This window comes from Spirulina sp. 06S082, assembly GCF_034932145.1.
Classification (GTDB): domain Bacteria; phylum Cyanobacteriota; class Cyanobacteriia; order Cyanobacteriales; family Spirulinaceae; genus CCY15215.
Genome location: NZ_JAYGHV010000403.1, coordinates 1 through 18,777, shown reverse-complemented (window position 1 = coordinate 18,777; position 18,777 = coordinate 1). Strand labels below are relative to the sequence as shown.

Sequence of the window (18,777 nt, the reverse complement as noted above, 5' to 3'; positions counted from 1 at the left end):
TTTGAGCGCTTTTTCATCATTCTTTCTTCTCTGGTGATTTCTCGATCTTACCCTCTCTTTCTCTTTCTCATTGGTTTTTTCCGATTCCTTTTGTTTTTCGCTTTCTCCCCTTAAGTTGACACCAATGGCAAGCATTGCGCCCCTACTGGCCAACCACGAAATTATCAACCTTTCCTCTGCTTCCAGTCTCGAGGCACAACGCAGTCAATGGGCAAAACGCACCCCTGCCCCCAAAGCGATCGCCGTCCTTGCCGATCCTGTCTTTTCCCCCCGCGATCCGCGACTTTCTGGGGAAGCATCACCCTCAACCGCAGAAAATCCCCTTCTCAGTTTATTTCGCAGTGGTTGCAGTGCCTTCGATCGCCTCCCCAACACCCAAAAAGAAGCGGAAAACATCCTCGCTTTAGTTCCCGATGACCAAGAATTCCTCGCCCTTGGTTTCTCTGCCAACCGCAGCCAAGCCTTAAACGGCGATCTCTCTCAATATCAAATCTTACACCTCGCTACCCACGGTTGTATTGATGACGATCCTTTGCGTTCTGGTTTGACTCTCTCACTTTACGACGAGAAAGGCAAGGCTCAAGATGGTTTATTGCGGTTGCAAGATATCTATAACCTCGATCTCAATGCCGAGTTAGTGGTTCTCAGTGCTTGTCAGACGGGCATCGGAGAGGCTGTCAGTGGGGAAGGAGTCGTAGGTTTGACTCGCGGTTTTATGTATGCGGGAGCAAAACGGGTCGTAGTGAGTTTGTGGAATGTGAATGATGCGGCGACTGCGAACTTAATGAGCAATTATTACGAACAAATGTTAGAAAAAGATTTAGATGCTATTTCTGCCTTGCGAGAAGCACAGTTAAAAATGTGGAAAAATGGGGAATTTCCTTATAAATGGGCAGCATTTACTATTCAAGGAGATTGGCGTTAACTCGCTTTTTGACAACCCACAAGCCCTCTAAGACTCAAAGCAAATCCCGCCGTTAGTAAGGTTAGAAATCCAGCAATCCAAAAAGGAATAACATAACTAAAACTGACTAAAATACCCGCTATTGCAGGACCGATCGCGTTAGAGATGCTGAGATAGGAAGAGTTAATACCGAGGATTTCTCCTTGTTCGCGATCGCTACTTTGAACAGAGAGAATGGCGTTAATTAAGGGCATGGGAAAGGCATTAAAGGCACTGAGTAACACACCTAAGAGAAGAAATACTGTGAGTGAGGGAAATAGAGGCATGAGGAGAAAGGTAATTCCCCGTCCTGCTAAAGTGACACAAAGGATCGCAGCCAGATTAAAGCGGCGAGTAATGGGTTCTGTGGCAAAGATTTGGGTAATTACACCGACGACTCCCACCAAGGTAAACAGGATGGCTAATTCTTTGGCATTGCGACCAAGGACATTGAGGAAGAAGGGTTGCAAGGCAAAGGTAAAAATGGTGAAGGTGAAGCCGCTAAAAAAGGTTAGCAGGAAAAGACGACCGACGATGGGACGACCAATTGAGGTGAAGATTTTGCCAAAGCCGAAGATTTTCCAACTAATGCGAATTTTTTGCCGTTGGGGAAGGGTTTCCGGTAGAAATACCCAGGTCAGTCCCGTGGCGATCGCGGCAATGGTAGCAGCGACAAAAAAGCTCATTCCCAAGGGTGAAACCCCAGGAAAAGGGGGCAGGCTTTGAGCAAAATAGCTAATGGCGGGCCCGGTCATAAAACCTAATCGGAAGGCTGCATCGAGGAGTCCGAAGGCTTTGGGGCGTTCTTCTGGGGTGGTTGTGTCGCTGACGATCGCGCTGGCGATGGAGTTATTTCCCCCGGTTAAGCCGTCGAGAATGCGGGCTAAAAATAGCAGGCTAACAATGGGGGTGAAACTGGCGAGAAGGTTGGCTGCGACGGTTCCTAAAAGGCTGATAATAAGGACGGGTTTGCGCCCCCAAAAGTCGGAGAAACGTCCGAGAATAGGAGTAGCTAAGAATTGGGAAATGGCGAAACCCGAAATGAGTAAACTGGCTTGAAAATCACTGAGGCCAAATTGTTTGGCATAGGGGTAGAGAATGGGAATAAGAATAGTGAAACTAACGGCATTGATAAAGGCGATCGCCGCAACGATCCAAAAGCGGAGGGGAAGGTCAAAAAATCCTTTCAGGTTTCGCATTAAAGTTGCTCATTCTGGGTTCTTGACCATTCTTTCATCATCTGGTCAGAATTGTTCGAGATCGTAATGAAAAATAACCCATTATTCCTCAACTAAAACCCGGCGACGCTGCCAAATAACGAGTAGCAAACCGATCGCACCTAACCCTAATAAAACCCATAATTCGGGTTCGGGTACCGCAGAAACTTCAAAAGGATTAAAGGGAGAAGTGAGTTCTTCTTTACCCGATTCTACTTCTCGTTCAAAGCGATCGCTTTTGGCTTCAGCTTGTTTTAATTGTTCTTTTTGCTGGTCATTCACTAAGACGATCATTGAGGAATAAGGCGTGACGACACTGTTAGTTTTGGCAATATCGTGAAGGATATCCAAATTCGCTACTTGTTGGGTATCTAACTGCTGTCCCAGTCCTACAATTAACTGTCGCGCAGCAATGCTAGAAAACCCATCTTTCTTTTCATTTTGGCGATCGCTTTTTTCGACTTTCCAAGCATAGCGATCGATGACATTCACGGCATTTAATGTTGCGCGAGTCGCCAATCTTTGCAAAACTTCTGAGAGTTCTACTGCTACTCCTCCCCCACTATCTTGCAGGGTAGAAAGGACGCGATCGCCATAGGCTGGGGGAAATTTACCTCCTAAATGTACCATCCACAAAGGAATATCAATTTCAGGGACTTCGGCATCATCGTCGGAGAGTTCGTAGGTGCCTGCATCGGTTAACAGGAGAATAGCATCATATTGAGTTGTTCCTTGCAAGCGCTGAAATTGTTGCAGCATTTCTGGGGGTTGAATGGTCCCATAAAAGACAAGATTTGCGAGATTAACGCGATCGAGATCGTCAATGCGTTGGGGTTCTAGATTTAATGTTCCTGTTAAGTACAAGTCTGCATCATTGTCTGCTTTTTTATTACCAGAAAATCCTGCATTTGTCAACCATTCTAAGGATTTTGCAATATCTTGAACTCGTTCTCTCATACTATAGGAAGTATCCAAAAGAACAGCAATTTTTGTTCCTTTGGGAAATACATATTCTGATGCCTCTAAAGGGTTAGCAATGAGTTGATAGCCTTGAGGAAAAGCAATGTTATGGGGTTGTAAAGGAACGGGGTTTGAACTGGGGAGAAAAGCAGGCAACCAAGTTTTATATCCTCGTTGTTTTTTCGCATTCAAGAAACGTTTTGTCTTATTTGTCCAGAAAATATTGCGTTTTTGTGACAGTTGAGGTAAAGCCCAGCCTTGCTTTTGTTGTAGCACTTGATAAGTTAACCAAAGGTGCATTTCTGGTGCTTCTAGTTTACCATTAACAACTTGATTGGCAAGAATAGGAAAGGCACGCAGGCGATATTGTCGCGGTCCAACTTGTTCGAGTAATGCAGGATCGACTCGCTGTTGTACTTGATCATTATAGACTTGTTGTGCGGCACCCCGAGGGGAAACTTGATAAACATAACGAGAGTCGCGATCGCCAGTTTCTCCTAACCATAATCCCGTTAAAACTGCACTTTCGGGTAAGGAGAAGGAATAAAAAATTTCCTGTTGTTCGGGAGTTTGATTTTCATAGACTTCATGGAGTTCAATTTCTGCCCAGTCTTGATGTTCAGAAAGATTGATTTCTTGAGTTGTTAACAGCACTTTTTTCTCTTCAATATCTAATAATCCTGCCTTTGCTTCGGCACGATTTGCAGTTGAAGTTAAAGCCTTAACAACGGCTTGGCGATCGCCATTTTGAATGGGAGTATCAAAAAACTGAGAATAGAGTGTTTCTGCTAATCCTACATCGCTGCGATCGCCTTGATATAAAACAGGGGATGCTAACTGATTATACATTTGTTGCAGTCTATTCGCTTTCTCGATAGAGAGATTAAAACTACCGCGATACATCTCCTGAATATGATTATTTTCCTCCCATGTACTGATGTAACGATAAGGCAGTAAATAAGCATTCACTAAGCCTTCGCGAATTTTGTCAGATTTGGCGATTAGTGCAGTGCGATCGCTATTAGTTGTCGGCATTTCTGCTAACCATTCCAAGGCTTGATTTTGGGGTTGTTGTTGCAGGGAAAAGAAGAGAGTTAACCAAACTGCGATCGTTCCTGTTGCACCGGCGATCGCAATTTTCTGGCCATATTGTTCTGCAAATTCAGACAACACTTTTCGCCCAGCAGAAATGTAAAATAGTGCAAAGGCAAAAGGCATAAAAATAAACAGTGTCGATCCAAAAATAAAGACCAGGAATAAGATGATAAATACCCAAAAATAACCATAAAAAGTCGGATCGGTTAATGCAGAGAATAATTCACCTAACCATTGAAAAGCAAAGAATCCTTTCAGTAGCCACCAAGCGATCGGAACAGCATAAAAAAGGAGTAACAGTGCAGTATAAACGCCGATGATAATTAATAAACTGTGACTGATTAATTGGTAAAATGCAAAGATATGTCTTCGGGGTTGAGAAATTCTTTCTTTCTTGCCAAGATAACCGCCAATTAAATATAGGAAAAAAGCAAAGATTCCCCAAAGAAGTGTTGTTAAAATATGACTGCTGGCTGGATTTAGTTCTCGTAAGGCGAATAAACGCACGATACACAATAAGAAAAATGGCGCTTCAATACCATAAAAGAATTGTAAGAGAGAATAAGGACGTTTAAAGAAATACCAACCTCCTAAAAATGTACAATTGGTAATTACGGCGATAAATCCTAAAAAAGTAACTAGAAATTGCCAATGAATTTCTCCGGCTGCAACAGCCTGCATAAGCGAGATACCAATATTGGGCAAAATCCCAACATAAATGACCAAAATAAAGGCAATATTCCAAACGCCAAAGATAGTATAGGAAAAAAATGAAAAATATCCTTTTAGTCGATTTAGTCGATTCATTGTTCTTCTGTGAATAGCTATATTTTTTGGTTTGAGACTCGATACAATGATGCAATGTTGAAGATTTTCAAGTTAAGGCACCTCCGTCGATAGAATTGTAAATTTCTGTGGTAAACTCTTGCAGGAGAGAATTATTGGAATTTATATTGCGATCGAAGAGAATAGAAACCAATATCCAAGAGCGATCGTTAGCCGTAAAAAATTGTTGCCACAAGCGACGATAAAAATCATCGGTAGTTTGTCCCTTTGATTGCAGCCAATAAGTTGCAGAAAGTTGACCGTTTTGTAAAGAGAGCCAGCGTGCTATAATATCCGTTGAAAGTTGTTTTTTCTCGACGCGATCGACCTTTAAGCCATTACCAATAAAACAAAGTTCTGGAGGATGATAACTACGCCAAGATGTATTTGCAACCACTAAAAGAGAACCCGATAAATCGCCAAAATTAAAATGATGTTTTTCCGCTATTGTTTCGGGATAACTGGTAAAAAATCGTTGTTCCGCAGAAGTCAGTTCAATTAATGCCGTATCAACAGATTCCGGAAGCGCGATCGCCTCTATAAGTTGAGGAGATTGAATCGGGAGAAAATGATAAACAATAGCTAAGGCGATCGCAGTCCCTAACATTCCTTTTTGTATGAATACTGAGTGCTTGCCTTGATGAACAATTTCACCTCTCTTTAAGGGTGTTTGGGAAGGTATTGATAACGGTTTAAATGGTGTACTGCGAGGAAGAAAACGCGATAAACTCCACGTTATCCCACAAACAAGAATGAAACCAAATAAACCTAAAGGAAGATGCAGTAAAGTTGCAAAATTGGGTTGTTTGAAAACATCTGCAACAATGACTAAAAGCAAAACTCGCAACAAATTAGCACTAAACAAAAGAATGATATTAACCGAACCCAGCAACAGCCAGCGCCAATTCATAACCCGCTTATCAATCCAGGTTAAACCGAGAAAAAATAGCGTTCCTACCCAAATACTTTTAATGCCACTACAGGGAAGATCGACCTCTGCAATGCCATTTTCGAGTATAATAATATCATGGGAAGAAATAGCGCTAATTTGACCGACCGAGAGAAATTGCTCTACCCAATGTGCCGTTAAAACCCGCAAGGGTAATCCCCCAAAACCACTGCCTAACGGAGGACTTAAAGGGATAATACAAGCAACGATCGCCGCAAGGGGAAGCCCTTTTTTCCAGCGATCGCGATCGATAAATAATCCTAAAATCCCATAACTTCCCAACAGGAAAAGCAATACAGTAATTTGTTCAATATTCCCCAATAATTTGAGAACGATCGCACCCAACAAACTGACGATAATTACTGCGATCGGCAAAATCGAAATTGTGGGAATTAATGAGATTTTTTCAGGTTTCCGATAAAAAGAAACCCCGATCGCACCCCCCAAAACGACTCCCACCCCAAACATCGCCAACTGTTCCATTGAAGAAGCAGAGCGAAATGCAGTATAAAACCAACTGAGGGTCGAAAAATGAACGATTAGCCAAACAGCCACAAGCAAGCTGCAACTGAAGGCGATCGCGGTTTTCTGTGTTTCCATCTTTGGACTATTTCCCACGAGTTTTTCCTCCCTACAGTGTCTCTTAACTCTATTTCGGATCGAATGAAATTTTTCTAAATTAACTTGAATTTCCGCATAGTATCTTACTCTAAGGAAAAATAAGGCAATCTCAGAAAATCGAGAGAAATCACAAAGAAAACTTGATACTTGCAAAACTTGTGCGATCGCGACTCAATACAGTTTGGGGTAGCGATCGTCACTTATAATGAGAAGAATGTTAACCTTGCAACATTATTCATGTCGAATGACCCCCGACGCACAAAGCAATTGCAAACCTTAGTGCAGAAATTAGGATTGCCCGCAAAAGCTCAAGTAGACTATACTCTACTTAATTTAGCGTTAACTCATTCCAGTTACGATCGCAATCATAACTACGAGCAATTAGAATTTGTGGGCGATGCAGTGGTACGTTTGGCCGCTTCAGAAATCTTACTCGAAAAATACCCTCATGCTCCCGTGGGAGAATTTACAGCAATTCGCTCCATTTTAGTCAGCGATCGCCTTTTAGCAGAATTCGCAGATCGCTACGGGATCGAGCGTTATCTCCTCGTCTCCTCGGGTACAGCAGCCAATGCAAGTGGTCGTCAATCTCGTTTAGCTGATGCCTTTGAAGCCATTCTCGGCGCTTTATACTTAAGTGTTCACACTATGCAACTCGTGCGACCTTGGTTAGATGCTCTCCTAGAAGAGAAGGCGATCGAAGTTCGTCAAGATCCAGCCTTTTACAACTATAAAGATGCACTGCAAGAATGGACTCAAGGCAATCATAAAGTTTTACCCGAATATCGCGTCCGAGAGACCCATAAAGAGCAAAATAGTCAAAAACGATTTACGGCTGAAGTTTGGCTGAAAGAACAATGCTTGGGGAAAGGGACAGGACCCTCAAAAAAAGCAGCCGAACAAGCAGCAGCAAAAGAGGCTTTTTTAGAAATAACGGGTAGGGGTTTGGTCTCCAAACCCTAATCCAAACCCTCTATTCATATTTTAGTTAGTATTAGCGACAGATTAGCGATGGGAGAATTTAATCAATGAGTCTAGGAATTGTTATTTTAGGAGTCGGAAGATGGGGAAAACATTTAGTTCGCAACTTTGCCAACCATCCCCGAGTACATTTGATTGCGATTGTCGATCCTCATCAGGAACAATTAGCCGAGTGTCGAGAGCGGTTTAGCCTTGGGGAAAACACCATTTTAGCAGAAAGTTGGCAATCGATTCGAGAGCATTCCAGTATTGATGCCGTGGTTATTGCCACTCCAGCCTCAACTCATTATGCTCTCATTCTCGATGCTTTGCAATTGGGCTATCACGTTTTTACCGAAAAACCCTTAACCCTCGAGCCGACAGAATGCCTGGAATTGTGTCAGTTAGCCCAACAAAAACAGTTACAATTGTTCGTCGATCATACCTATCTTTTTAATCCCGCAGTAGAGGGAGGCAAAAAGGCGATCGCCGACGGTGCGATCGGTAATTTACGCTATGGTTATGCCTCCCGAACTCACTTAGCTCCCGTCCGTCAAGATGTGGATGCGCTCTGGGATTTAGCCATTCACGATATTGGAATTTTTAATTATTGGCTGGGACAAACACCGATTTGCGTTCGCGCGATCGGGAATATCTGGTTGCAACCGGAGGGAAAAATGGAATTTCCCGCTCATAAGCAAAATAAGCAACTCCCGCTTTCCGATTTGGTTTGGGTCACTTTAACTTATCCTGGAGGATTTCAGGCACAGATTCACCTCTGTTGGTGTAACCCCGACAAACAACGAAGACTCTGTGCGGTAGGCGATCGCGGTACATTGATTTTTGATGAGATGCAAACAGATTCTCTTCTCACTTTACAGCGCGGTACATTTAAGCGAGAAGAAACTGATTTTATCCCCACTGATATCGCGACAGAAACCCTCACTCTTGATACTTATGAACCTCTCGGTCGGGTTTGCGATCGCTTTATCGAAAGCATTCAAACTCAAACTCCTTCACCCATTTCCTCGGGTTGGGTAGGTTTAGAATTGGTGAAAATTCTCGACGCTTTAACGCGATCGCTCCAACAAGGAGGAGAAAATATTTTTTTGAGTTAATATTTGCATTAATATTATTCTCATTTCTTCTCATCATTTCTTCTCAATATCATATCTTTTGGCAGTAGGAAGACAAAATTGAACACTTGTTCCCATTCCCTTTCCTTCACTACTTAAGAAAATATGACCATCCATAATTTCCATCAAAATGCGAGCGGTAACAATCGACAATCCTGTTGTTGTGCGTTTATTCTGCGGGTTATTATGGCTTTCTATTTCCTCTGGACTCATACCCGATCCCGTATCTTGGATAATAATACAGGCTCGTTGTCCTGTCACATAAAAAGAATTTCCTTTCGCATTATTATTACTCGAGGAAATCTCTTGAATTGATGATTCTTCAACACTTTCAACATGAGTCTTGAGGGAAATTTGCCCAGTGTGGGTATGGTACATTGCATTATCGATTAAAGATGCGATTACCTCTTTTAACTTATCGGGATCGGCAAAAATAATAATATCCTCATATTCTCCTATTTGAAAATCAAAATCTAGTCCTTTTTCTTGAATTTTTGGATAATATTCTTCACTAATATTCTGCAAAATTTTGTTCAAGTGAACCGATTGAATATCAGCAAAAAAGTTATTATCTGCAATGGAAAACATTTTTGAGATTTTATTCAGTCTCTCATAAAGTTTAATGGCAGATTTATAGGCTAATTCGAGTTCCTCATTTTCTTCCCCAGCTTCGACGAGTCCATCCTCTAGATCAATTCTCAAAAGATCGAGATTGCCAATGACTCCATTGAGAGGGTTGCCAAATTGATCGGAAATGAGACGCAAAACCTCTCGGAGGCGATCGCCAGCTAATCTTTCTGCTTTCAAAGACTTTTGTAGTTTTTCGGTTGCTCTTTCTAAACGTTCATTGGCAAGTTTTTCAGACTCTAAAGACTCCTGTAATCTTGCTTCTGCTGCTTTTAAATCTGTCGCAGTTCTCATCGCATTTTCTAGGGTTCTATTGACCAGAGAATAGGAATCTCGAATATGATCGATCGTATCATTAAAAGCCCGAGCCAGTTGATTAAACTCGTGAACAGTAAAATTATGAGGAATGGGGTCTTGAGATTGTAACGGGTCTTGATTTATAACATGATTTCTTAAGGCTTCGAGAGGTCTTGCCATTTCACGAGAAACATACAATATGATCGCAATTGTCCCCAAAATCAAAACTAAGGTCAGACTGGACAATAAATTCAAGAGAACCCGTTGAATATCCCCCAAAGCAGCGAGAGCATCTTGTAAAGGAGTCATGGTTAAAACAACCCAAGTTTGCCCTCTTTCGTCTGAAAGTGGACTGGGAATTCCGGCATAACCTGCTAATAACTCAGAGCCTTTTTTCTCAAAAGAAAAAAGATGGATAAAATTCTTTTCTCCGTCTTGTACTTTTTTAATAATGGCTTGCAAGCGTCCAGCATCTTCATCGGATTCTAGTTCAATATTGCCTCCTACTCGTTCCGAACAGGGATGAACCAGAATTTTTCCTTCTTGATTGATAATTGCCGTACTTCCTGACAGAGATCCAGGTTCAATAATAGTGGGTTCAATAATCAGCGATCGCACAACAAGCAATGAATTGAGTTGTTGGTTTGTGTTGTAGATAGGAACGCTAATAGTGAGTCTTAATGGGTTATCATTAATATTGATTTCTCGCTCTTGACAATTGTTGGTTGTGTTAGGATTTTTTGTATCTGAGATACTGGGTAATAAGATTTGAACGTCAACTTGATGGAGGGGAAGCAAACCATTTTCGGCTTGCTGGGATGGGAATATTGTCGAGAAATCCACTAAATTTTCCCTTGTGCAGGTACTTTCTAAGTTCTCCTTTGTTGCTGTATCAATCAGTTGCACGCATTCGATTTGAGTTGGGAGTTGTTTGCTTAATTGTGTCAAAAATTGCCGATATTGTTGCCGATCGCCGTTTCTTAACACCGTCGTATTACTCGCTGTGACCATATTGGCCTTGAGCGCATCAACTGTATCATTAATTTCCTTTCCTCTCCTAACCGCACTTTCTGTAAGATTTTGACGAGCGGTTTCGAGCAACCCAGAACGTGCTTTTCTGTAGGTGACGAAATAAGTGGTACTCACCCCCAATAAAATAGTGGGGACACTGAGCATCAACAAACGCGACAGTAAAATTCGACGGAAAGACTTAGCCATAGATTTATTTTACGTGCAGCCAATCCCAACTGCTCGGCGATCGCGGGATAATGAGAGGAGCGTTGGAGATTAATTGAAAAATAGATGCGATCCATCAAGCGATATTGCCTCCCTTTCCAATTATCCCTTGCATTTCGCTCTTTAGCCGGACAAATTACAATCGTGGAAAAATGGCTTTACTCAAAGTGGGAATTATTATCAATGATAAGTATCACAATCAGGGATTTTTTTAAAGAATTGATGGATTTCCCTAGATTTCCTGTGAAGAGTTGGTAAAGATGCACCTCTATTGAGCCAAGTTACGGATTTTACTGAGCAAAATTACTGATTTGAGAAATTTTCTCTGTGGGTAGAAATATGGAGAGCAAAAAAATTGTGAAGGAAATTGTGAAGATGCCTGATGCGATCGCCATTTTAGCGGCCACAGCAGACGGCAAAATTTCCGATCGCCAGCGATCGCCGGCACGTTTTGGGTCGAAGGCCGATCGGGAGCATTTGGAGGGGCAAATTGCCTCAGTTGATGGGGTACTATTTGGCCGGGGGACATTACAGGCTTATCAAACCAGTCTTCCCTTGCGCGATCGCCAACTCCTCGAACAACGACGAGAAGCAAATAAACCCGACCAACCCATCCATATTGTTTGTTCGCGATCGGCGAATTTCGATCCTCAATGGCGTTTTTTCGGACAACCCATTCCGCGTTGGTTAATCACCTCGACTCCAGGAGAAATATTCTGGCAAAATAGTCCTTGTTTCGATCGCATTATTAGCGTTGATACGGATAATCATTGGCGATCGACCTTTCAGCAACTCTATCAATTAGGCTTGCACCGCGTTGCCATTTTAGGGGGAGGAGAATTAGTAGCCTCGTTACTGACTGCGGACTTAATTACTGAATTGTGGCTAACGATTTGCCCTTTTTTGGTGGGAGGAAAAGATGCACCGACCATTGTGGAAGGAACGGGTTTTTCTTTGCGATCGCCTCAGAAATTACGCCTTTTGAGTGCCGAAACGATGGGGGAAGAAGTTTTCTTGCATTATGCGATAAAAAACCCTCTCCCATTGTAGGAGAGGGTCGATCGTCAATCGAAGAATTAAAAATTAAACAACCGGTTCAAAACTCGGAACAACAATTTCCGAATCTTGTTTGGTTAACTTGTTGTACAAGCGTTCGGTATTGGGGAAATTCGCCGCCGGGAGGGTGGGGAAGCGACGATAAGGCACCACATCCTCATTAAAGAGTTGCAGATACTCCATACTGTTCAGCATTGCGCCGATGAAAGCGCGAATCCCTTTAGTAGCCAGAATTTGATTGTAGGATTGGATCTCCTTCTGGTTGAGAGGGGCGCGTCCGAGGAAATGCTTTGTACCCAACTCAATAACCTTAGTATTGGGATAAGGAGTATAGAATTCCTTAATATACAGATCGGAACAGCCTAACGCTTCGATGAATTCCTTCACCGTAATTTCCCCATTCGTCAGCTTGCTCTCGAGAACTGTAAACTGAGTTTGGACGATATAAGGAGACAGATCCCGCTCGAAGATTTGCCGATAAGCTGCCGCCGCCAGATTCTCCACAGCGATGCGGTTGCGATCGATCAGTTTGAAGATCTTCGTTTGCTGGCGTTGCACCGAAACCCCTTGATTGACGCGAACTTGAATATCTTTGTCGCCACGCATATCGCCAACGTGACCGAGTTCGATAAAGCGGGGGGTTTCCGTTACTGTTACCTTGGTGGAATAATCCGGCGCGATCGAGCCAGGACGCATCCGTAAGCTCATTCCCCCTGGGGTGACATAACGCTCGTAAGGAACAGTATCTTCGCCAAAGGCTTCGGTATATTCTACACTGTCGATAATGGCATCAATCAGGGCGTAAAAGCCTTTTTTGGCACAGATATCGAAGTAGGCGTTAATCTCCTTACGACCGTAGGTAGGACGACCGAGGAGGCGACGGTGAATGTATTCTACGGCTTTGACGACATAGAAAGGAGTCCAATAAGTCTTGAGGAAAGCATCAGATTTCGCCAAAAACTTGATGAATTCCCGCACAGTAATATCGCCATTTTCCAAGCGAATTTCGGCAACGGTTTGGCGCTGACTGGCGTAGACATCCCGACCGAAAACTTGCCGATAACAAGCCTTGAGTACCTTTTGAGTGCTGCTTTCCGAGTATTTAACGCTGATGCCGTTACTCTCTCCAGGCAGTCCGGTTAACCGGAAGACTTTTGCGCCTAAAGAACCGGGAAACTCGCCCCGTGCTTTGGGGTTGCTGACTTGGCTATCAGTTGCAGGTCCGCGATGGATGAGCAAGCGCCTGGTATCTTTGCCAAAGGGTGCGGGACTGCTGCTGGGGTTGCGGGTTTCTTTGGGGAAAATTGCGCCAAATTGAATTTCCAGGGGATCGTTTCCGGAACCGTAAACGTGCTGATCCGGTAAGGGGCGATCGTATTTAGCAAAGGTGGTGATGAATTGAGGAACTTTGCGGAAGGGGGCGCTGTAGTTGAGCAGGTCTTGCTGCATTCCCCAGTTGCGACACTCTTGCGCTTCTTGACCCAATCCTCGCAGATAGGGAACCGTTTCTTCCCCAAAGTAATCGGCGTATTCTTGGGAATCGATTAAAGCATCGATCAGTTTGGCAAATCCACCACTCGAAACAATATCAAAGTATTTTTGTACTTCTTCTCTTGAAGAAGGACCGCGCCCGAGGAAGTGACGGAAAGCCAATTCCAGGGCGCGGCTGTTAATAAAGGGTTCAAAGAATTGCTTGCGATAGAGGGGGGATTTCCCTAAACGACGCACGAACTCTTTCATGGAAATATCGCCGTTTTTGACTTGAGATTCCAAGTAAGAGATCGATAGGCTGTAAGCGCGGGTAATATCCCGCTCAAAAACTTGTCGGTAGGCGGCTTTGATGATGCCATTTTTCTCCATCGCCGACAAACCGGGTTTCATGACAAATTTTTGCCGCCGTTCTGCTGCGTTAAAGAAACTCTGGGGAAGTTGCAAACCTTGTTGATCTACAGAACTGCGTTGGCGCACTTTATCTGAAGGAAGTGCAGCTTTAAATTCTGCGATCGCCACTCCAAAGTAGGTGTCGAGAATGTCCAGGGCTTCAGGATCGTTAAAATATTTGCGAGTTGCTGCTTTCATTTCTTGAACAGCCACAAGAGTCGCCGCACTCGAACAAGCATTTTCAATGATTTCTCGCAGTCCCCGCACGTTCACGGTAATAATATTGGGATCGCCTGCGACAATGGCATAAGTCACATAGCGCAACATCCAGGATAAATCCCGTAGGGATTTCTGCATATTCCGAGGACCGTAGCGGGCGATGTTAATGGGTCGAAATCCGGTGGGAACTTCTACTTTTGAGCCGGTGGAGAACAAAGCAGAACGCAGTCCGCCTAAGAATCCACCGTTGTTGCTGCTTCCACTGTCCTCTGCATAGGTAACGGTACCTAGGGTCATGCCTTCTTGAAGGTTCTTCCCTGCACCAATGGCTGTCAATTTTTCGACCGCCATTTCTCGTTCGTCTTCTGGGGGTTTTTCTAGGAAAGCTAAAGGGGAGCCTCCTGTGAAAATGCGGTTGGCTGCGCGGGAAACAATGAGTTCAGAATTTCGGGTCACGATCGCGGCGATCGCGAGTCTTTTGTTCCCAGAATCAAAAAATCCTTTCAGTTCGCCCAATTCTCTCGAGTCGAGAAAACGATCTTGCTGTTCTGCTTGGCCGATCGCGGATGTGGGTAAGGTTTGATACAGTTGGGGACGTGCAATAGAACTTCCACCACTTGCGGTAATAGTCATAATTTGTTCAGCTTTCTCCTATTCAAGGGTTGACGGTTTAATCGCTTTCGGTATTGAGACATCTGCTTGGTTTCGGGATCGATACGGTTTTACCATTTCGGTGCAACCGCCCCCAAACCGGGGAGTCTCCCTCGATACCGATCGCGTATAGTCTCTTGATTAAACGCTTTTGTTAAAATTTCGGTCAGCTTTTAGATTAGAACGTTTCGGGTTTCCTGAGTGCCTTTGTTAAGAAGTGTGTAGGATCGCTTGGTCAATTGCTCAGATCGCGGGTCGTCGCAACGAGTCATGAGGAGGATCGGGGTTTTCCGAAAATTGAGCTTTGCCCGTCAGCGTAAAATTAACAAGGCGATCGCGATCGCAGTCTATCTTTATTTAATTCAAGAAAATCATGTCCAGCGAAAAAATACTTGTTTTCGATACTACTCTCCGAGATGGAGAATTGATGGCTGGTGTTTGCTTTGACAAACGTAAGAAACTAGAAATCGCACAATTACTTGAAAGGATGGGGGTTGATATCATTGAAATTGGTTATCCCAGTCGGTTTTCCAAAGACTTTGCAGAACTTGTTACAATTTCTCAACAACTTGAAGAAGCGAAAATTTGCGCTTTAGCAGGAGCAAAAGAAACAGAAGTATTACAAGCGGTTGAATCTATCAAAAATGCTAAAAAAGGGCGTATTCACCTTTATGCTAATGTTAATCTCTCCGATCGCCTTCGTCAAGAACAAACTTTAGAAACAATTAAATCCAGTATTAATTTAACGCGAAATTATTGTCAAGATATTGAATGGACGGCTTTTGATGCAACCCGAAGTTCTTTTGATTTTCTCTGTCAAGGGATAGAAACTGCGATCGCCAGTGGTGCAACGACAATTAATATTGCTGATAGTTTGGGAGTTGCGACACCAGACACCTTTTCTCAACTGATTTATAATATTCGCGATCGCGTTCCCCATTGCGATCGCTGTATTATTTCCGTCCATTGTCACGACGATCTCGGTTTTGCTGTTGAGAATTCCTTAGCTGCTGTAGACGCAGGTGCGAGACAGATTGAATGTGCGGTTAATGGCTTGGGAGCCAGAAAAGGAAACGCCGATCTTGCGGGTATCGTGAAGGGAATTCAAGAACGCGATCGCTTACATTCTAACATTAATCCTAATCTTCTAGAAACAGCTTCTCAATTAGTCAAGCAATTAATCCCTAATCCCTAATCCCTTGTCTTTTGTTAAAATAAAAACACTTCCTTCATTACCGCGATTAATGCGTAAATTATCATCAAGATAAGTAATATCAATCCAACCTTGGCGATCGCGGCTGGCAATACTAAAATCAAGAGGAGGGAACTTTTGACCCGATTCAATTTTTTTAATGATTTCCTGGGGAGACTGATAGCTGAGAAAGCGTTGTAAGCCAAAAATTGAGCGTTCAAATTTCACATTAACACGACGTTCAGAAGCTGGAGAAAAAGTCGCCGTTACGCAGACTAAACCCTCCAAAAAGGGTACGCCAACAACTTCTGCAAGATTGTAAACTTTTTCTGTTTCTGGACGCAGGCATTGATAAATTTGTCCTAATTGCAAGAGAGGAAAGCGATCCAATCCCAACAATTCGCGACTGGTGGTATAGAGTAAGCGCCAGTCTCCCTCCAGTAAATGCGTCGCTTTCACGGGTTTTGGGGTCGGATTTTCGTCTTCTAATTTCGCGATCGCATCCAAAATGGCAATTTTATCAAGTTCGTTTGCAAGAAGCCCGCGATTTTTGCCAGCAAGCGCCCCGAGTAATGCAGTTTTCTTATCCATTGTTTCAATTCTGTCTCTCCTCTACAGAAGTCCTCATTCTAGCTAAAATACGGGTTAGTTAAACTGCTGCCCTGAATGCGATCGCCTCTTATGAACCCAGACAAATCAATTTTTACCCATCTGAGTCAAGCCCTCTCCCAACTCATTGTCGGTCAGGAAACCGTCGTACAGCAATTGCTCGTTGCTTTATTAAGTGGAGGTCACGTTATTATCGAAGGAGTACCGGGGACAGGGAAAACCCTGATGGTTAAATTGTTGGCTAAGTTAATCGGTGCTGATTTTCGTCGGGTACAATTGACCCCCGATATTCTGCCCTCAGATATTTTAGGAACCAATATTTTCGATCTTAATAGTCGCAATTTTACCTTGAAAAAAGGTCCTATTTTTACAGAAATTCTCCTCGCTGACGAAATTAACCGCACTCCCCCCAAAACTCAAGCAGCACTGCTCGAAGCAATGGCAGAACAACAAGTTACCCTAGATGGGGAAACTTTGCCTCTCCCCGAGTTATTTTGGGTCATTGCGACGCAAAACCCGTTGGAATTTGAAGGGACGTATCCTCTCCCCGAGGCGCAGTTGGATCGTTTCTTATTTAAACTGCATATTGACTACCCCGATCCCCAAGCGGAAAAACAAATGCTTCTCAATGTGCAGAAGGGATTTCGCGCCCATCGTCTCGATTTGCTTAAGGTTGACGCGATCGCGCGAGTCGAGGAAATTATCGCAGCCCGTAGGGAAATGCAGCAGGTGAAAATTGAGGAGCGGGTTTTAGATTATTTGTTAGCATTGATACAGAAATCCCGCCAACTTCCCGATTTGGCTTTGGGTGCCTCTCCACGGGCAACTGTAGCATGGTTGCAGACCAGTAAAGCACAAGCATGGTTATCCGGACGGGACTTTGTTACCCCGGATGATATTAAGGCGATCGCGCCCCCTTTGTTGCGCCATCGTTTTATCCTTAAACCGGAAGCTCAATTAGATGGGGTAAAAATAGAGGCGATAATTGCCTCTTTACTCAAACAAGTTCCAGTGCCTCGATAAGATTGTAATTTCCCGATTTTTAATTTAGGAAAATTTTGTTTTTAAATAATTTTGTGAAAGCGATCGCCAATTTTTTAAAGCGTTTGGGGTTGAAACAATCTGTCAAATCTGCCCCGATATTACCTCCTGTCACGGTTCCTGCGCCGCTTCCAGAGAATGAAACCGATCGCCTCAAAGCTCTACAAGAATACCAGATTCTCGATACGCTACCGGAACAAGATTTTGATGATTTAACTGCCATTGCTGCCCAAATTTGCGGCACTCCCATTGCTTTGATTAGTTTGATCGATCGCGATCGCCAATGGTTTAAATCTAAGGTGGGACTGGATGCAGAGGAAACTCCCAGAGATGCGGCATTTTGCGCCCATGCCATCCTCGAACCGGAAAAAGTGATGGTTGTACCCAATGCCCTCGAAGACAAGCGTTTTGAGCGCAATCCTTTGGTGCAGCAATATCCCGATATTCGCTTTTATGCCGGTGCGCCTTTGGTGACTCCGGAAGGGTTGCCTTTGGGGACTCTCTGCGCGATCGATAACAAACCTCGAGAATTGACCCCAGAACAATTAAACGCCCTGCAATCCCTCAGTCGTCAGGCGATCGGACAAATGGAACTCCGTCGCAACAATTTTAATTTAACGGCAGAAATTAGACAGCGAGAAAAAGCAGAAATAGCTTTGCTAGAGGAACAGGCAAAATCGGAAAGATTATTATTAAATATTCTCCCTCGGGCGATCGCGGAACAACTAAAAAATAAACCCGAACTAATTGCCGAAAAATATGAAAATGTGACGATTCTTTTTGCCGATTTGGTTGATTTTACGCGCTTTTCTAGCCAAGTTTCTCCGCAGGAAGTTGTCACGCTTCTCAATGATGTTTTTTCCTGCTTCGATCGCTTGAGCGATCTTTACCAGATGGAGAAAATCAAAACTGTAGGGGATGCTTATATGGCAGTTGCAGGTTTACCCAAACCCCTAGAAAATCCGGCAGAAAATGCGGCTAATTTAGCTGTGGCTATGCTAGAAGCAATGGCAAAATTGAATGCTAAAAATGCTTATCAGTTTGATTTACGCATTGGTTTGAATTCTGGGGATGCGATCGCCGGAGTCATTGGGGAGAAAAAATTTGTTTATGATATTTGGGGGGATGCAGTCAATACCGCAAGTCGCATGGAATCTCTCGGCATTCCGGGTAAAATTCAGGTTTCCCAAAGGGTTTACGAACAGTTAAAAGATAAGTTTGATTTTGAAGCACGAGGCGCGATCGAAGTCAAGGGAAAAGGA

General features: G+C 43.5%; 13 protein-coding genes. 7 read left to right on the top strand and 6 right to left on the bottom strand.

Annotated features, from left to right (window positions below; translation table 11 throughout):
* Positions 1–70 precede the first annotated feature (70 nt).
* Complete coding sequence (locus VB714_RS24400) at positions 71–925, top strand: CHAT domain-containing protein (protein WP_323227535.1); 855 nt, start codon at positions 71–73, stop codon at positions 923–925.
* Here VB714_RS24400 and VB714_RS24395 read toward each other — a convergent pair.
* The 3 genes from VB714_RS24395 to xrtO all read right to left on the bottom strand — a co-directional run bounded on the left by VB714_RS24395 (position 922) and on the right by xrtO (position 6,607).
* Positions 922–2,142, bottom strand: a complete 1,221-nt coding sequence (locus VB714_RS24395; RefSeq protein WP_323227533.1) for an MFS transporter — start codon at positions 2,140–2,142, stop codon at positions 922–924. The genes VB714_RS24400 and VB714_RS24395 overlap by 4 nt on opposite strands.
* Positions 2,143–2,223: 81 nt before the next feature.
* Positions 2,224–5,022 carry a TIGR02921 family PEP-CTERM protein gene (locus tag VB714_RS24390; RefSeq protein WP_323227532.1) on the bottom strand — a complete coding sequence of 933 codons (2,799 nt, stop codon included), beginning with the start codon at positions 5,020–5,022 and terminating at the stop codon, positions 2,224–2,226.
* Between the two features lie 67 nt (positions 5,023–5,089).
* Positions 5,090–6,607 carry an exosortase O gene (gene xrtO, locus VB714_RS24385; protein ID WP_323227530.1) on the bottom strand — a complete coding sequence of 506 codons (1,518 nt, stop codon included), beginning with the start codon at positions 6,605–6,607 and terminating at the stop codon, positions 5,090–5,092.
* 240 nt (positions 6,608–6,847) lie between these two features.
* Between xrtO and rnc the strand changes: the two genes are divergently transcribed.
* Entirely contained in the window at positions 6,848–7,573 is a 726-nt protein-coding gene (gene rnc / locus VB714_RS24380) for a ribonuclease III (RefSeq protein ID WP_416309784.1), read from the top strand.
* A 65-nt stretch (positions 7,574–7,638) separates the two neighbouring features.
* On the top strand, positions 7,639–8,688 hold the full coding sequence (locus VB714_RS24375; RefSeq protein ID WP_323227527.1) for a Gfo/Idh/MocA family oxidoreductase: 1,050 nt from the start codon (positions 7,639–7,641) through the stop codon (positions 8,686–8,688).
* A 33-nt stretch (positions 8,689–8,721) separates the two neighbouring features.
* On the opposite strand, the gene VB714_RS24370 is transcribed toward VB714_RS24375, so the two are convergent.
* Complete coding sequence (locus tag VB714_RS24370) at positions 8,722–10,848, bottom strand: ATP-binding protein (protein WP_323227526.1); 2,127 nt, start codon at positions 10,846–10,848, stop codon at positions 8,722–8,724.
* A gap of 357 nt (positions 10,849–11,205) precedes the next feature.
* Between VB714_RS24370 and VB714_RS24365 the strand changes: the two genes are divergently transcribed.
* Positions 11,206–11,916, top strand: a complete 711-nt coding sequence (locus VB714_RS24365) for a RibD family protein (protein WP_323227525.1) — start codon at positions 11,206–11,208, stop codon at positions 11,914–11,916.
* 33 nt (positions 11,917–11,949) lie between these two features.
* Here VB714_RS24365 and VB714_RS24360 read toward each other — a convergent pair whose 3' ends face one another.
* Complete coding sequence (locus tag VB714_RS24360; protein WP_323227524.1) at positions 11,950–14,655, bottom strand: phycobilisome rod-core linker polypeptide; 2,706 nt, start codon at positions 14,653–14,655, stop codon at positions 11,950–11,952.
* Between the two features lie 391 nt (positions 14,656–15,046).
* Between VB714_RS24360 and VB714_RS24355 the strand changes: the two genes are divergently transcribed.
* On the top strand, positions 15,047–15,868 hold the full coding sequence (locus tag VB714_RS24355) for a hypothetical protein (protein WP_323227523.1): 822 nt from the start codon (positions 15,047–15,049) through the stop codon (positions 15,866–15,868).
* On the opposite strand, the gene VB714_RS24350 is transcribed toward VB714_RS24355, so the two are convergent.
* The gene (locus VB714_RS24350) at positions 15,851–16,456 is read right to left on the bottom strand and encodes a PAP/fibrillin family protein (protein ID WP_323227522.1); all 606 of its coding nucleotides are present in this window, start codon (positions 16,454–16,456) and stop codon (positions 15,851–15,853) included. The genes VB714_RS24355 and VB714_RS24350 overlap by 18 nt on opposite strands.
* Positions 16,457–16,546: 90 nt before the next feature.
* On the opposite strand from VB714_RS24350, the gene VB714_RS24345 reads away from it, so the two are divergent.
* Both VB714_RS24345 and VB714_RS24340 read left to right on the top strand, forming a co-directional pair.
* Positions 16,547–17,497 (top strand): MoxR family ATPase, encoded by a 951-nt coding sequence (locus VB714_RS24345; RefSeq protein ID WP_323227521.1) that lies wholly within the window; start codon positions 16,547–16,549, stop codon positions 17,495–17,497.
* Positions 17,498–17,532: 35 nt separating this feature from the next.
* Positions 17,533–18,777, top strand: a 1,245-nt coding sequence (locus VB714_RS24340; protein WP_323227520.1) for an adenylate/guanylate cyclase domain-containing protein, incomplete at its 3' end; no start/stop codon positions are given.

What these genes read in the sequence shown, in the direction of transcription:
- VB714_RS24375 (WP_323227527.1), top strand. Translation starts at nt 7,639, where the DNA reads ATGAGTCTAGGAATTGTTATTTTAGGAGTCGGAAGATGGGGAAAACAT.
- VB714_RS24355 (WP_323227523.1), top strand. Translation starts at nt 15,047, where the DNA reads ATGTCCAGCGAAAAAATACTTGTTTTCGATACTACTCTCCGAGATGGA.
- VB714_RS24370 (WP_323227526.1), bottom strand. Translation starts at nt 10,848, where the DNA reads ATGGCTAAGTCTTTCCGTCGAATTTTACTGTCGCGTTTGTTGATGCTC.
- rnc (WP_416309784.1), top strand. Translation starts at nt 6,848, where the DNA reads ATGTCGAATGACCCCCGACGCACAAAGCAATTGCAAACCTTAGTGCAG.
- VB714_RS24360 (WP_323227524.1), bottom strand. Translation starts at nt 14,655, where the DNA reads ATGACTATTACCGCAAGTGGTGGAAGTTCTATTGCACGTCCCCAACTG.
- VB714_RS24345 (WP_323227521.1), top strand. Translation starts at nt 16,547, where the DNA reads ATGAACCCAGACAAATCAATTTTTACCCATCTGAGTCAAGCCCTCTCC.
- VB714_RS24350 (WP_323227522.1), bottom strand. Translation starts at nt 16,456, where the DNA reads ATGGATAAGAAAACTGCATTACTCGGGGCGCTTGCTGGCAAAAATCGC.
- VB714_RS24395 (WP_323227533.1), bottom strand. Translation starts at nt 2,142, where the DNA reads ATGCGAAACCTGAAAGGATTTTTTGACCTTCCCCTCCGCTTTTGGATC.
- VB714_RS24390 (WP_323227532.1), bottom strand. Translation starts at nt 5,022, where the DNA reads ATGAATCGACTAAATCGACTAAAAGGATATTTTTCATTTTTTTCCTAT.
- VB714_RS24365 (WP_323227525.1), top strand. Translation starts at nt 11,206, where the DNA reads ATGGAGAGCAAAAAAATTGTGAAGGAAATTGTGAAGATGCCTGATGCG.